We start from the raw sequence: 13,519 nt of genomic DNA on the forward strand, positions 1-13,519 counted from the left end.
GGTGCCGCGTGCCGGGTGCCGCGTGCCGGGTCCGGGTGCCGGGTGGTCGGCAACGGTGACGACCGGCTGCGTCCCAAGCTTGGGCAGCCGCCGTACGACTGGCGGCGGCTCCGCCCTTTTCGGCAGCCGTGGCCCGCTGCTTCCGTCATGTCGCGGGCGTGCCAGCGGGATCCACACGTCGCTTCCTGAGCCCGATGGCCAGGTCGTCCCGGCTCAGCCGGGGCGTTCCGTGGTCGCGGAGTGGGCCGGTGTGCCAGCCGTGGGCGGCGCAGGTGTCGAGGATGCGGGGCAGAGCGGCGAGGGTGGTGCGCCAGGAGCCGGTCGCGGAGGTGCAGTCGGAGTCGTGGAGCAGGATCGTGCCGCCGCCGCGGAGATCACGGGTGACGGTGTCGTGAACCGACCGTGGTGTGGCCCGGCCGCGCCAGTCTTCGCCCCAGGCGGTCCACAGGACGGGGGCCAGCCCGAGCCGTCGGCAGACCAGATGGGCGCTGGTGGTCATCACCCCGTACGGCGGCCGGAAGAGCCGGGGCGGTTTGCCGGTGACCTGGGCAACGAGATCGCGGGCGCGGGCGAGGTCGTCGTGCGTGGCGCGGGGGCCGCGCAGCAGGAGCGGGCGATGGTGCCAGCCGTGAATGCCGATCTCGTGCCCGGCGGCAGCCATTTCCTGGGCCAGGCCGGGGTTGCGGACCAGCATGGAGCCGAGCAGGAAGAACGTGGCGCGGATTCCGCGGTCCTCCAGGGCACGCAGGAAGTGCGGGGTGGACAGGTGGTCGGGCCCGTCGTCGAAGGTCAGCGCGATGTGGTCGGGCCGGCCCTGTCCGGCGAGGCGGGGCATGGTCCGGTTGCGCAGCGGCCCGAAGGTGGAGATGACGGGAGCGCCGTGGAGGGCGGCGAGCGTGGGGAGCAGCGCCGCGCCCGCGGTGAGGGCGGTTCGGGTCAGGCGGCCTGGGGTCATCGGTCGTCTCCGTCGAAGTATCGGGAGATCGAGCTGAGGTGGGAGCCGGCCTCGCTGTAGGCATAGCCGACCGGTGCGCCGATGCCCAGGGAGATGGTTATCGCCATGGCCGCGGTCATGACGGCGATACGTCGCCGGGCCGGGCGGCGCACCCGCGGGCGGGCCACGGAGGCGGGTGGCCGGTGGGCGGCCGCGGCGGCGATGGTCTCGGCGGGGCCCGGTCGGCATTGGTGCAGGGCGAGACCCGCCTCTCGCCGCGCTTTGCCGCGTGGGCCGTCGAGGAGTTCGGCGAGTGTCGGGCCCAGCTGCCCAGCCTCACGGATCCATACGGCCAGGCCGGCCTGTTCGAGCGCGGCGGCGTTGGTCTGGCCGTGGCCGGGGATACAGCGGTAGCTGGCGACGGGAAGCCCGCAGGCGAGGGCTTCGAGTGAGGTGAGTCCACCGGCGTTCTGGACGAGGATGTCGCAGGCGTGCATGAGGCCCGGCATGTCCTCGGTCCAGCCGTGGACATGCTCGATGCCGTCGGCACGCAACTCGTCGGCGAGGGCCTCGTTGCGCCCGCAGACCACGACGGGCGTCGCCACGCCGCTGTCGCGGATCTCGGTGGCGGCCTGCCGGACCGGGCCGACCCCCCATGACCCGGCGACCAGCAGCGCGAGGGGCGCGTCGGCGGGCAGGGCGAACCGCCTCCGGGCGGTGTGCCGTTGGTCCGGGGTGGCGGGGACGAAGCGGGGATCAGTGACCGGGCCGGTGACAACAACCCCGGCAGCGTACTGGGCGCGGGCCTGGCCGGCGGGTATGGCGTGGGCGGCCAGGTGGGCGTCGACACCGGGGGCGACCCACAGGGCGTGGACGGAGAAGTCCGTGAGGTAGGTGAAGGTCGGGACGGACAGCGCGCCGCGCAGCCGCAGGGCGCCGATGACCTGGCTGGCGCCGGGATAGGTCGAGACGACCGCCCGGGTATCAGGGGTGATCACGCGCAGCATCCGGCGCTCCGCGCTGCGGAACATGGCACGCACGGCAGGGCCGGGGCGTCCGGCGTGCTCGGTGGCGGCGTAGATCCGCTGGTAGCCGGAGGGGGCCAGGGTCAGCAGGCGGTGATAGCTGCCGGAGAGCAGTCTGCCCAGGCCGGCGGGGAGGAAGCCGAGGAAGTCGTGCCGGTCCACGGCGAATCCGAGCGCCATGAGGCGGCGGGCGAGCTCGGTGGCGGCGCCGTCGTGCCCCGCGCCCACGCTCGCGGAGACGATGACGATACGCGGGCGGCGCAGGCCGTACCCCGTCGCGGCGCGCGGCGAAAACGCTTGCTCGCCCACCGGGTTGTCGCGGTAGGACACAGCCGATCAGCTCCTGGGATGAGTGCACGGTGGGTGATGCTCCAGGGCCGCCCGCGATCTGCACGCCGACTGCGTGGGGTGCCTTCGTCCCGCGATGATGCGGTGACCAGGCGGGGACTTGGGGCCGATGCAGAAGCTACTACATCACGTAGAAGTTAGGGAATGGCCTTCCCGGAATTCCGGCGCCCGAGGGGGCAGGGTGTTCGTCACCTGGCCGCGTATGCGGTGACCACCGGCGCGAGAAGAGGCGGCGCCGGCTGAGCAGGTATCCCGCGATCCCGACCCGCCTGCGCCTTCGCGCGAGCCGAGTGCCGCACTGAGGATCTGTGGCGGCTCAACCCGGCGCCGGGCCTCAAGGGCTGTCGCGCAGGTCACCCGTCGATTGGCCGGAGCCGTCGGACTCCTGGCGGGCGCGGCGTCGGCGCAGATGCCAGACCACCAGGACGGCGATCACGACGGCGGCCAGCGTGAGCGTGAGGGCCCGGCCGACGGTGTGCTCGACCCGGGTGTAGGCGGAGCCGGCGAAGTAGCCGAGCAGGGTGAAGCCGACGCCCCAGACGAGGCCGCCCAGGGCGTTGAAGAGCAGGAATGTGCGATAGCGCATATGCGAGGCGCCGACCAGGGCGGGCATCATCGCGCGGAAGAACGCGACGAAGCGGCCGAGGAAGACCGCTGCGGGCCCCCGGCGGCGAATCAGTGCCTGGGCGCCGGCGATCCGGTCCTGGTGTCGGCGCAGCGGGCGGGTGGCCAGGATCCGGGGCCCGAAGTGGTGGCCGACCTCGTAACCCACCGAGTCGCCGGCGATCGCCGCGAGCACCACGGCCAGGGCGAGCCAGTACACGGAGACATGGTGCTGACTGGCCAGGACCCCACCCAGCACCACGGCGGTTTCCCCGGGAAGCACGAAGCCGAAGAAGAGGGCGTCCTCGCAGAAGACCAGGGCTGCGACGACGGCGTAGACCACCGGGCCGGACAGTCCGGCCAGCCAGTCGGTGATCGCGTGCATGCCTCCACTCTCCCTCGCGGAACGTGAGAGGGGCGCCCTCCGGACGTTAACTCTACAACATGTAGTAGATTAGCCGGGGGGTCGCCACGAATTCACCCGTACGTCATGAACTGGCTCCGCGTCGCTGTCGACGTGCGGGGCGGCGGCGGCCCGAGCCCCGCTGTGTCTCGCGTAAGGACCACTCCATGCCCCAGGTGCGCCACTGGCTGCGCAAGTCGCTCATCGTCTTCACGCTGGCGATCGCCCTCGGGCTGATCGCCGCGCACACGAGTCTGCTGCAGCCCGACGAGCTGCGTCTGGACCGCGCCCTGCAGAACGACACCCGCACCGGATGGCTGAACACGGTCATGCTGGGGGTCAGCAATATCGTCTCCCCGGTCGGTGGGCTGGTCATCCTTGCGCTGTGGTGCGGCTGGCTGCTGCTGCGCTGTCACCGCCCGGTCGACGCGGTCTCCACCTTCCTGGTGGTCGCGGTCGGCTGGAACAGCGCGGAGATCGCCAAGCTGATCGTCGCCCGCAATCGGCCCCCGGCGGTCTACTCCCTGGACCCGGAGATCGGCTCGAACAGCTTCCCCAGCGGGCACGTCGCCTTCACCGTCTCCGCCGTGATCGCCGCGTATTTCCTCGCCCGCGGCACGCGTTGGCAGCGGCCGACGGCTCTCGGCGGCGCCGCCGCTGTCGCGCTCATCGCGTTCTCCCGGCTGTACATCGGCGCGCACTATCCCATCGACGTCCTGGGCTCGGTGCTGGTCAGCGGCTCCGCGATCATCTGCCTGACCGGTGTCTGGCACGCCTGGCTACTGCCGCGGCTGCACCTGGTCCCCTTCCTGGACCGTTTCGGCTCCGTCGGACCGCCGGTCGCCGCGGGCCTCGGCACGCAGGACGACGTTCTCGCTGCGGCGGCGCAGGATGTACGGGAGCCGCTCCCCGGGCATCCGGCCGACAGCCGGACGAGTCAGCCCCTCACGCCGTAACGCATCTGAAGGGAACGGCTGCGCCGCCGACACCGCGACCTCAACGCCCGCGGCGTGATCGGGGCCCCGAGTCCGTCCGGGCCGGGCAGCGGCTGAAGGAGTGCGCCGATTCCTACGAGTACGACGCCGAGCAGGTCTTCCGCGTCCTGCCCCACAGCAGACCGGTGTTGTCGGCCGGCACAAAGCAGACGGAGGCGGCGGCGAAGGCGAGCAGCCCGCCCAGCAGCACCGGGCCGGCACCGACCCGGTCCGCCGGCGTCCCGAAGTCCGGCTTGAGCAGCATCCCTGCTCGTCATGCAAGGGCCGGCGCCCCGCAGGGGCCGTGCGGGTGCCCGCGAGGAGCTCCTCGTGGGAGCCTCGGCTGGCGCGCGCGGTGATCCCGGCGGGCCGGCGTCGGAGGCGTCGCAGGCCGCCCGGCACCAGTAGCGAGCCGACATGTCCCTCGGTGTAGTGCCGTCGCCCGATGGCGGACGTGGCCGCTGTACGCGGCGGGGCTTCACCACCACCTTCGGCGCGCACGTGGCCGCCGGCCTCGCCCGGGCGGCCCGGCTCGGCCAGGGGGCTGCGGCCTGCGCGTTCTCCCGTCCAGCGGATCTCAGCGCGGCTGTTCGTGTGTGGCGGCGCTGGTGGGCATGGCGTTCTCGAAGAGTCGCTCGGTGTCGTGGGCGGCCTCGGCCAGGCTCACGCAGCAGACCAGCGCCAACGCGGCACATACCAACACCGGGCCCTGCCGGAAGGGCGTGGGCGGGGTCAGCAGGGCTTGCACGCGCCGCGGGACCGGGCCGCCGGTGGCCGGGAGAGCGCGCTGTGGTGCCCTTTTCGTGGCCAGGGCCGCGCGGGCGACGGCACGGGCCACCAGAGCGCGGTCCGCGACCTCGGCGGCTGCTTCCTCGTCCGCCCACCGTTCCACCGTGAAGGCCCCCTCCCGGACGAGCGGGCGCAACAGTGGATGGACGGCCGCCGCCAACTGGAGCACGAGCAGGAACAGATGGTGGCGATGGCGCAGATGCGCGCGTTCGTGTGCGAGCAGGGCGCGTCGTTCATCGGCGGACAGTGCCTGAAGCATGCCGGAGGAGACCACGACCCTGCCAGGCATCCCGGGCAGGGCGAACGCGGTCGGCACCGGGTCGTCGACCACGGTCAGATCCCCGGCCGCCGGAAGCTCCCGGCATTCCCGCCACCCGTCGACAAGCACGCGCACCCGCCGCCAGGACACCACCGCCAGCCCCGCCACGGACGCCAGCAGCACCAGCCCGCAGACCAGCGCCACCGAGCGGTGCACCGGATCGGTCGCCGCCAGCACCCCGGCCGACCATGTCCCTTCGGAGGCCACCAGCGGGATCTGGCCCACGAGGGTGAAGGCCAGCAGCGCCAGTGCCGTTGCCCAGGTGCCGGCCGCCACCACCGCGGTGCAGGCCAGCAGCCACGTGGCGGCGCGGGGCGGCAGTCTCCGGACGGCCCACGGTGCCGCCACGCCGAACAGCGTGCTCAGCAGCAGCGGTACGTACACGTCGATCCGCAACCGTCAATCCTCCCGGTGTGCGTGCAGGAGCTGCTCCAGCAACTGCTCGTCCTCTGCCCCCAGCTCGGAGACGAACCGGGCGAGCACCGCGGCCCGGTCGCTGCCCTTTTCCAGCAGCGCCCGCATCCCGGCCGCCGTGTGCGCCGCTTCATCGCGCACCGCCGCATAGAGATACGCGCGCCCCGCCCGCTCGCGGGTCACCATGCCCTTGTCGTGCAGGCGGGTGAGGATCGTCAGCACCGTGGTGTAGGCGGGATCGCCGTGCAACTGCTCACGTACCGTGCCCGCCGCCACCGGCTCGCCGGCAGCCCACAGGGCCGCGAGCACCTCGCTCTCCAGCTCTCCGCGCGCCCGGCGGCCTGCCGCTCCCTGATCGCTCACTCCTGTCGCTCCTTCCGCACACGGACTGGGCTGAACACCCAAACTACTACGAGACGTAGAGGATAAATCCGGCGCTAAGGCAAGTATGAGGTCCAGCCGCTGTCCGCCAGGCGGGCTACGCGCTGAGCACGTTCGTGGCCAGCAGGCCGAAGAGCACAAGCCCGATGATGATCCGGTAGACCACGAACGCGTTGAAGGAGTGCTTGGCGACGAACTTCAGCAGCCAGGCGATCGACGCGTACGCGACCACGAACGACACCAGCGTCCCCACAGCCAGCGGTGCGGCGCCCGCGCCGGTGCCGAGGGCGTCCTTGAGTTCGTACAGGCCGGCGCCGGTCAGAGCGGGGATGCCGAGGAAGAAGGAGAGCCGGGTGGCGGCGACCCGGTCCAGGTCGCGGATGAGGGCGGTGGAGATGGTGGCGCCGGAGCGCGAGAAGCCGGGGAAGAGCAGGGCGAGGATCTGCGAGGAGCCGACGATCATCGCGTCTTTGACCGTGACGTCGTCCTCGCCACGCTTGTGCCGGCCCATCTGGTCGGCCGCCCACATGTAGCCGCTGCCGACGATCAGGCTGCCGGCCACCACCCACAGGGAGGCCAGCGAGCCCTCGATGAGCGGTTTGGCCGCCAGGCCGACGATCACGATCGGGATGGTGGCGTAGATGACCCACCAGGCGAACTTGTAGTCGTGGCTCTGGCGGGCGTCGCGGTGGGTGACGCCGCGCGCCCAGGCGCCGGCGAAGCGCACGATGTCCTTGAAGAAGTAGAGCAGGACGGCGGCGATGGCCCCGACCTGGATCACGGCCGTGAAGCCGACGACGGCGGTGTCGTCGACCGGTATGTTCATCAGCCCCTCGGTGATCTTGAGGTGCCCGGTGGAGGAGACCGGAAGGAACTCGGTCAACCCCTCGACGACTCCGAGCACAGCGGCCTGTCCGACACTGATCGCACTCATTGGTCCTGTCCCTGCATTATTCGAAGAGTCACTGGAGCGGGAGCGCCGCACCGACGGGCGTTGTGGGGCTTGCAAGGGTGTCCCGTCATGCGACGGGGCGCGGGGGCCGCGGAGAGGTCGCGGCCGTACGGCGCCGACGGCGCAGCTCCAGGGCGACGGGCACGAGCGAGACGACGATCACATCAGCGCGACGGCGGGCAGCAGGTACTTGTCCACGCTTGGCACGGTGGAGCCCAGCACATCCCCGGCCAAGGTGACGCCGACCGAGCACAGCGATCTGCGCGCCGAGCAGAGCCCCGGCCGCGGCGTCCGCCAGTACCGCGGGCCGGGAGAGGCGCGCGCCCGCGGTCGTGGTGACCAGGGACGTGGTGTCGAGCGGGTTCAGGGCCGGCACCGCGGTGTGCGGTATGGCGGCCCACGGGTGGGAGGGCATGGGGTCCTTGTGTGCCGAGGCGGCCGGTGCCGGCGCCGCGAGCGGGCGGCCGGAGAGGGACGCGCGGGGAACAGAGGCTACTTCTACATCACGTAGAAGTTCGGTGTGACTGTAGAGGATCAGTCAGGAGCCCGCCAAGCCCGCGTAGGTGAACTCTTGCCGCCGCCCCGCGCGTGCGCGGGCGCGTCCGGGTGATCGGAAGTCAGCAGGGGACCCCGATGGTCACGACGGTGGCGCGTTCGGTGTTCTCGGCCCGCGTCATGCCGCCGCGGGACGCCACGACGGCGGCGACGAAGGCCGGGCCGAGCGCCCGGATCGCTGGGCGGTCCGTCATGGGCATCTGCGTCGGCATGCAGCCCCGCTCACCTGGAGTGATCCGCAGGCCCGGCGGTCGGGTGTTCAGTCATCAGGCAGGATGGGCGCCATGACCGAGATCCGTACGCCCCGTCTCCTCCTCCGTCGCTGGTATGACGACGACCTCGCGCCCATGGCGGACATCAATGCGGACCCCGAGGTCATGCGGTGGATCGACGACGGCTCGGTGCGCGACCTGGACGACACGGCGGAGGACGTCGAGCGGTGGGAAGAGGAGTGGGACGAGGAGGGCTTCGGTCTCTTCGCCGTCGAGCTGCTGGCCTCGGGCGAACTGGCAGGCGTCGTGGGCCTGTCCGTGCCCGAGTTCCTGCCGGAGGTACTGCCCGCCGTGGCGATCAGCTGGCGGCTCGGCTCACCGTTCTGGGGCCAGGGGTACGCGTCCGAAGCCGCCCACGCCACGCTGGAGTTCGCGCTCCAGGACCGTGGCCTCGACCGCGTCATCAGCATCAACCGGATCGGTGACGACGCCTCCGAGAACATCATCCGCAAGCTCGGCATGACGCCGGAACGCGATACGGCACACCCGGTGTACGGCTTCCCGCTGCGCGTTCACAGCATCGATCTCACCGAGTTCCATGGGTGAACCCGGCCCAGCCGTCGGGCGTTGAGGAGGCTCCGCCCCGCCTACCGGGGCGGAGCCTCCGCGCCTTTGCGGGTCAGTGTCCGACGGGCTTGCCGCGGCCCCAGCCCCAGGCGAGGCGGTCGGCGCCTGACTGGTTGGTGGTGGCCAGCCAGGGGCGGGCGGGGTCGCCGGTCAGGGTCTGCAGTGAGTACGTGTCGTCGGTGCGCAGGCCGGGCCAGTAGACGGAGCCCATCTTGAGCTCGCGGAAGGTGTCGGTGACGGCCTGGACGTAGTTGATGAAGTTGTTGTCGGGAGTCGGCTTGTCGTAGTCGAGGCCCGTCGTCATCGGGGCGCCGAACTCGTCGGCGACGGTCCGGCCCGCGCAGTCGCCGATGCGCTCCTTGAGGTCGGCCACCCACTGGTCGTAGGTGGCGTAGTCCTTCCAGAACCCGTAGTGGTGCAGCGACAGATATGTGCCCTTCAGGCGCGGGTCGGCGCACACGGAGGTGACGTGGTCGTTGTAGCCGGCGCCGCTCACGAACACCCGGTCGCGGGGGACCGAGGGGTAGGTGGCGAGCCACTTCGCGGCGATGTCGGCCCACTCCGTGTCGGTGTAGCCGTGGGGCTCGTTCATCGGCTCGAAGTAGACGTGCTTGTCGTTCTTGTACGCCTTGACCACCGTGTCCCACATGGGCCAGAAGGTGGTGGGGTCGTCGATGAAGCCGTCCTTGCGGGCACCCGTCCCCTCCCAGTAGGAGACGATGACCTTGAAGCCCTTGGCCGACGCCGCGTCGATGACCCCTCGGTACGACTTCCAGTACGAGCCGTTGACGGTGTAGGGGTTGATGGGCAGCCGGACGGTGTTGGCGCCGAGGTTCGCACGGAACGCCGAGATGATCCGGCTCGCCTTGGCGTAGGTCTGGGCGTAGCTGTCGGACGTCGACAGACCGGACAGCACGACCGGGTCGTCGGCGAAGTTGTCCCGCGGGTCGGCCCAGTTCACGCCCTTGAACTGCGTCGTATCCGCGCTCGGCGCGGCGTGGGCGGAGCCGGTGGCGAGCGTCGTGCCGGTGGTAGCGGCGATCGCGATCGCCACGACGGCGGCGCGCAGCGGGGGGGAGAAGCGGGGGGTTCTGGCGGGGGTTTTGCGCATCAGCATGGCCCTTTCAAGAGATGGCGACTCAGCGCATGGCGAAGCCCGCTCGCGGCTGAGCGGCCGTCGGAAGGTGTGCCGGGCCGGACGGTGGTGTCGGCTCGCCGTCGGTGGGCCCGGTGATGACCTCGACGTACTGGTTCTGCTCCTCCCTGCTCCACCGGCCGCAGAGCGGCATGTTTACGTAAACATGTCGCGCCGGAGCGGCCGCCGGACCTTCCGGCCGAGGCCCGTCCCTGGGCGATGTTTACGTAAACATAGCGGCGCCGGAATCGTGGCATCCGGCACCGGGATCGTCAAGGTTTCCCGCGCGTAACGTCGTCGCACGCACGGGCGGCCTCCCGCGCAGGGCGCGCCGGTCGGCAGGCGGCGGATCCGTTCCGTTGCCCTGCCTGCCTGTCTGCCTGCCGACCGGGCCGGGCGTGCGGCCGGGCCCTGGCGGGTTGGTCCGTCAGCGTCGGGCGGCGGCGGTCCGGCGGCGTACCAGTACGACCGTGCCCGTGCCGGCGGCGAGGGCCGCGGCTGCCGCGCCCGCCAGGGGCAGGGTGGAAGAGGAACCGGTGCTCGCCAGGTCGCCGCCGGTGGTGGAGGTGCCCGAGGAACCTGTGGACGAGGAACCGCCTGTTGTGGTGGAACCACCTCCCGTGGAACTCCCCGTGGACCCGCCGGACGACGTGGAACCGCCGGTCGACGTCGAGCCTCCGGTGGACGTGGACCCGGAGCCCCCGGTGGACGACGTCGAGCCGCCGCCGCCGCTCGTCGAGCCGCCACCGGTGACGTCGAGGAGGATGTCGGCCGTGTCGTTCGTCGCCTTCTTGTCGAACGGACGCGAGTCTCCGACGAGCGCCACCGAGCCCTTGGCCCCCCGCACCGCCTTGTTGATCTTCAGCTTGAAGGTGTAGGTCTCCCCCTCGCCTTCGTCCACCCAGGACTCGCTGGTGCCGCAGTCATAGGTGCCGGATCCCACGCCGGCGCAGAACCCGCTCGCCTTGGTCACCGTCGTACCGGCGGGCAGCTTGATCCGGACCTTGGCCGCCGAGGTGCCCAAGTCCCTCAGCACCCATGCCGGCCCGGCGTTGGTGAACTTCGCGTCCAGCGTGACCGTGTCCCCGACGCGGCCCTTCAACGCTCCCCCCGTCACCTGGAAGTCGGCGGTGTTCACCGCGGTCACCGGCACATCGACCCCGTCCCAGTCGGGGTGTTCGGCACTGCCCGGGCCGGTCGGCGTGGTCGAGGGCTGCTCCACCAGCTTCACCGCCGGGGCGGTCCCGGGGACGGGCTCTGGAGTGGGGTCGCCGGGGTAGGGGGCGTAGTCGGAGACCGTCACCCGAAGCTTGTCGTACAGCGCGCTGTCCAGTGCCTTCAGCGTCAGCGGCTTGTCGGGCGCGTAGGTGACGCCGGGTTCCACCGTCTGGTCGAACTCGCAGAGCACATCGGACGAGTCCGGGATCTCGTCGTAGGAACCGACCTCGTAGCGGGCGCAGTTGGAGGGCAGTTCGGTGTGGCTCAGGCCGTGCGTGACGGAGTACGACAGCCAGACCTTGTCCACTGCCCCGGTGCCCTTGTTGGCGAAGGTGCCGGGCACCTCGAAGCTGCTCCCCGGCCGCACGCCGTCGATCGGGGCGATCGGGGCCAGCGCCAGGCGGTACTGAGGGGCACCGTCGGCGACGGCGGGCGCGGCGCCCAGCGCGATCAGGGCGACGGCGCCGATCGCGCCGGCGGTCTTGCGGAGCAGACGATGGTCGGGAGCGATGTCCGGCACGGGGGTCCTCTGGGCGAAGCGTCGGCGGCGGGCGGACGAACTGCGGGGGAACGTCAGTTCACGAAAACCAGACACCCGCGGTGGCCCAAGGGTTGTACGTCGAGGGGAAGCCGGAACTCCGCCTGGCGGACAGGTCCTAGCGGCCCAGCGCCGCGCCGCCGTTGATGTGCAGCAGCTGGCCCGTCATGTACGCCGCTTCGGGCGAGGCCACGTAACGGATGGCGGCCGCGATCTCCGAGGGGTGGCCGGGCCGTCCCGTGAGGGACTGGGCGACGCGGGACGCCACGAACTCCGGGGTCGCGCGGTCGCCGAAGAACTCGGTGTCGCCGACGAAGCCCGGGGCGATCGCGTTCACGGTGATGCCTTCGGAGCCGACGCGCTGGGCGACGTCGTAGGTGTAGGTGTTGATCCAGCCCTTGGAGCCGCCGTACGAGCCGGGGCCGCGCAGCGAGGCGATCGAGGAGAGCTGCACGATACGGCCGCCTGGGCGGCGCATGTGGGGGAGCAGGGCCTCGGTGAGCAGGACGGCGGTCAGGACGTTGGCGTCGAAGTTGCGGCGGTAGCCGTCGGCGATGGACGCCAGGGAGCCGTCGTGCGCGGGCGCCGCGTTTCCGCCCGCGTTGGCGACGAGGACGTCGACCGGGGTGCCGTCCTCAGTGATGAACTCCCTTGCGGCGCCCACCTGTTCGGGGTCGGCCAGGTCCGCCGCGTGCCAGGAGGCTGTCGCCTCCCCGTGCCGCTCGTTCAGCTCGTCGGCCGCCTTGCGCAGTACGTCCTCGCGGCGGCCGAGGAGCACCACGCGGTCCCCGTCCGCGGCGAACGCCTCCGCCGTCGCCAGGCCGATCCCGGTTCCGCCACCGGACACCACCACACGCCGCCGTTCCATGGCCACCCGCCCGTCCGTCGTCGTCTTCGAATATGAATAGCAGTCACATGTGCGTACGCAGGGTGACGCTACGGAGGGTGCCTGGCGCCGTCAAGTGGCTTGATATGGGGCCTGGTTGACCTGCGGATTCGTTTCGTCGTACGGGCTGCTGGGCAGGGATCGGGCAGCGTTTGTCCCGGTCCACCGGACCGAAGGGGTCCACCGGACCGAGGGAGGGGGGAGCGCTGTGCGCGACCATGTGCGGACGGCGGACGGGCGGCTGCTGCGCGTCGAGGTCTCGGGGGATCCGCTTGGTCGCCCCGTGTTCCTGCTGCACGGGATGCCGGGCAGCCGGGTCGGGCCCCGGCCGCGCTCGATGTTCCTGTACCAGCGCGGGACTCGGTTGATCAGCTACGACCGGCCCGGATACGGCGGGTCCGACCGTAAGCCGGGCCGTCAGGTCGTCGATGTGGTGCAGGACGTCGCCGCCGTCGCCGATGCCCTCGGGGTGGACCGGTTCGCGGTGGCCGGGCGGTCCGGCGGCGCTCCGCACGCGCTGGCCTGTGCCGCGCTGATGCCGGAGCGGGTGACGCGGGCCGCCGCGCTGGTGGGGCTGGCGCCGCGTGACGCGGAGGGGCTGGACTGGTTCGCGGGGATGGCGCCGTCCAACGTCAATGAGTTCCGGACCGCGTTCAGCGATCCGGAGCGGTTCGTGGCTCGGCTGATACCGCGGTCCGCGGCCATCCGCAAGGATCCCGTGCGGCTCCTGGAGGAGCTGCGGGGTGAACTCACGGACGACGACCGGCAGATCGTGTCGGACAACACCATTCGCTCGATGCTGCTGCGCAACTACCGTGAGGCGCTGCGGACTTCGCCGTACGGGTGGATCGACGACGCGCTCGCGCTGACGGGGCGGTGGGGGTTCGACCCGGCGGAGATCCGGGTGCCGGTGCTGCTGTGGCACGGCGTGAAGGATGTCTTCTCGCCGGCGTCGCACTCGTCTTGGCTCGCGGCGCGGATACCCCGGGCGACGGCGGTTCTCGAACCTACCGCCGCCCACTTCGCGGCGTTGCGGGCCCTGCCCAAGGTGCTGAGCTGGTTGCTGGCGGAACCGAGTCGCCTGACGCCGGCGGGTTTCGCCCCCTCCGCCCCTGCCCGTCCCGTATCTGGGGGCTCCCGCCCCCCAGACCCCCCGTATCGCGCTGACGCGCTCGTCCTCAAACGCCGGACGGGCTAGATGGTGCC

16 protein-coding genes are annotated in these 13,519 nt (G+C 71.5%); 3 read left to right on the plus strand and 13 right to left on the minus strand.

The window, feature by feature from the left end; genetic code table 11:
- Positions 1–145 precede the first annotated feature (145 nt).
- From AB0D27_RS08035 to AB0D27_RS08045, 3 genes are all read right to left on the minus strand, one after another.
- A complete protein-coding gene (locus AB0D27_RS08035) occupies positions 146–955 on the minus strand; it encodes a polysaccharide deacetylase family protein (RefSeq protein ID WP_362503684.1) in 810 nt (269 codons plus the stop codon).
- Positions 952–2,289, minus strand: a complete 1,338-nt coding sequence (locus AB0D27_RS08040; RefSeq protein WP_362503687.1) for a glycosyltransferase — start codon at positions 2,287–2,289, stop codon at positions 952–954. The genes AB0D27_RS08035 and AB0D27_RS08040 overlap by 4 nt, the downstream gene beginning before the upstream one ends.
- Positions 2,290–2,641: 352 nt before the next feature.
- Positions 2,642–3,295, minus strand: coding sequence for a DedA family protein (locus tag AB0D27_RS08045; RefSeq protein ID WP_362503690.1), 654 nt, complete (start codon positions 3,293–3,295; stop codon positions 2,642–2,644).
- A 185-nt stretch (positions 3,296–3,480) separates the two neighbouring features.
- Between AB0D27_RS08045 and AB0D27_RS08050 the strand changes: the two genes are divergently transcribed.
- Positions 3,481–4,269 (plus strand): phosphatase PAP2 family protein, encoded by a 789-nt coding sequence (locus AB0D27_RS08050; RefSeq protein ID WP_362503693.1) that lies wholly within the window; start codon positions 3,481–3,483, stop codon positions 4,267–4,269.
- A 112-nt stretch (positions 4,270–4,381) separates the two neighbouring features.
- Here AB0D27_RS08050 and AB0D27_RS08055 read toward each other — a convergent pair whose 3' ends face one another.
- The 6 genes from AB0D27_RS08055 to AB0D27_RS08080 form a co-directional block, all read right to left on the minus strand.
- Positions 4,382–4,552 (minus strand): hypothetical protein, encoded by a 171-nt coding sequence (locus AB0D27_RS08055; RefSeq protein ID WP_362503696.1) that lies wholly within the window; start codon positions 4,550–4,552, stop codon positions 4,382–4,384.
- A 312-nt stretch (positions 4,553–4,864) separates the two neighbouring features.
- Entirely contained in the window at positions 4,865–5,791 is a 927-nt protein-coding gene (locus AB0D27_RS08060) for a M56 family metallopeptidase (RefSeq protein ID WP_362503699.1), read from the minus strand.
- 3 nt (positions 5,792–5,794) lie between these two features.
- Positions 5,795–6,172, minus strand: a complete 378-nt coding sequence (locus AB0D27_RS08065) for a BlaI/MecI/CopY family transcriptional regulator (protein WP_362503702.1) — start codon at positions 6,170–6,172, stop codon at positions 5,795–5,797.
- Between the two features lie 115 nt (positions 6,173–6,287).
- On the minus strand, positions 6,288–7,124 hold the full coding sequence (locus AB0D27_RS08070) for an undecaprenyl-diphosphate phosphatase (protein ID WP_362503706.1): 837 nt from the start codon (positions 7,122–7,124) through the stop codon (positions 6,288–6,290).
- A gap of 85 nt (positions 7,125–7,209) precedes the next feature.
- Entirely contained in the window at positions 7,210–7,557 is a 348-nt protein-coding gene (locus AB0D27_RS08075; RefSeq protein WP_362503709.1) for a hypothetical protein, read from the minus strand.
- A 202-nt stretch (positions 7,558–7,759) separates the two neighbouring features.
- Positions 7,760–7,891: a hypothetical protein gene (locus tag AB0D27_RS08080; RefSeq protein ID WP_362503712.1), complete on the minus strand. Its 132-nt coding sequence runs from the start codon at positions 7,889–7,891 to the stop codon at positions 7,760–7,762.
- Between the two features lie 90 nt (positions 7,892–7,981).
- On the opposite strand from AB0D27_RS08080, the gene AB0D27_RS08085 reads away from it, so the two are divergent.
- Complete coding sequence (locus tag AB0D27_RS08085; protein ID WP_362503715.1) at positions 7,982–8,515, plus strand: GNAT family N-acetyltransferase; 534 nt, start codon at positions 7,982–7,984, stop codon at positions 8,513–8,515.
- A gap of 73 nt (positions 8,516–8,588) precedes the next feature.
- Here the strand turns inward: AB0D27_RS08085 and AB0D27_RS08090 are convergent, their stop codons facing one another.
- From AB0D27_RS08090 to AB0D27_RS08105, 4 genes are all read right to left on the minus strand, one after another.
- On the minus strand, positions 8,589–9,647 hold the full coding sequence (locus AB0D27_RS08090) for a cellulase family glycosylhydrolase (RefSeq protein WP_362503718.1): 1,059 nt from the start codon (positions 9,645–9,647) through the stop codon (positions 8,589–8,591).
- Between the two features lie 28 nt (positions 9,648–9,675).
- Entirely contained in the window at positions 9,676–9,825 is a 150-nt protein-coding gene (locus AB0D27_RS08095; protein WP_362503721.1) for a hypothetical protein, read from the minus strand.
- Positions 9,826–10,098: 273 nt separating this feature from the next.
- The gene (locus AB0D27_RS08100; protein WP_362503724.1) at positions 10,099–11,409 is read right to left on the minus strand and encodes a hypothetical protein; all 1,311 of its coding nucleotides are present in this window, start codon (positions 11,407–11,409) and stop codon (positions 10,099–10,101) included.
- A 136-nt stretch (positions 11,410–11,545) separates the two neighbouring features.
- Positions 11,546–12,295: an SDR family oxidoreductase gene (locus AB0D27_RS08105; RefSeq protein ID WP_362503726.1), complete on the minus strand. Its 750-nt coding sequence runs from the start codon at positions 12,293–12,295 to the stop codon at positions 11,546–11,548.
- Positions 12,296–12,521: 226 nt separating this feature from the next.
- On the opposite strand from AB0D27_RS08105, the gene AB0D27_RS08110 reads away from it, so the two are divergent.
- Positions 12,522–13,511, plus strand: coding sequence for an alpha/beta hydrolase (locus AB0D27_RS08110; protein ID WP_362503729.1), 990 nt, complete (start codon positions 12,522–12,524; stop codon positions 13,509–13,511).
- Positions 13,512–13,519: the final 8 nt, after the last annotated feature.

The organism is Streptomyces sp. NPDC048415 (assembly GCF_040651675.1).
Classification (GTDB): domain Bacteria; phylum Actinomycetota; class Actinomycetes; order Streptomycetales; family Streptomycetaceae; genus Streptomyces.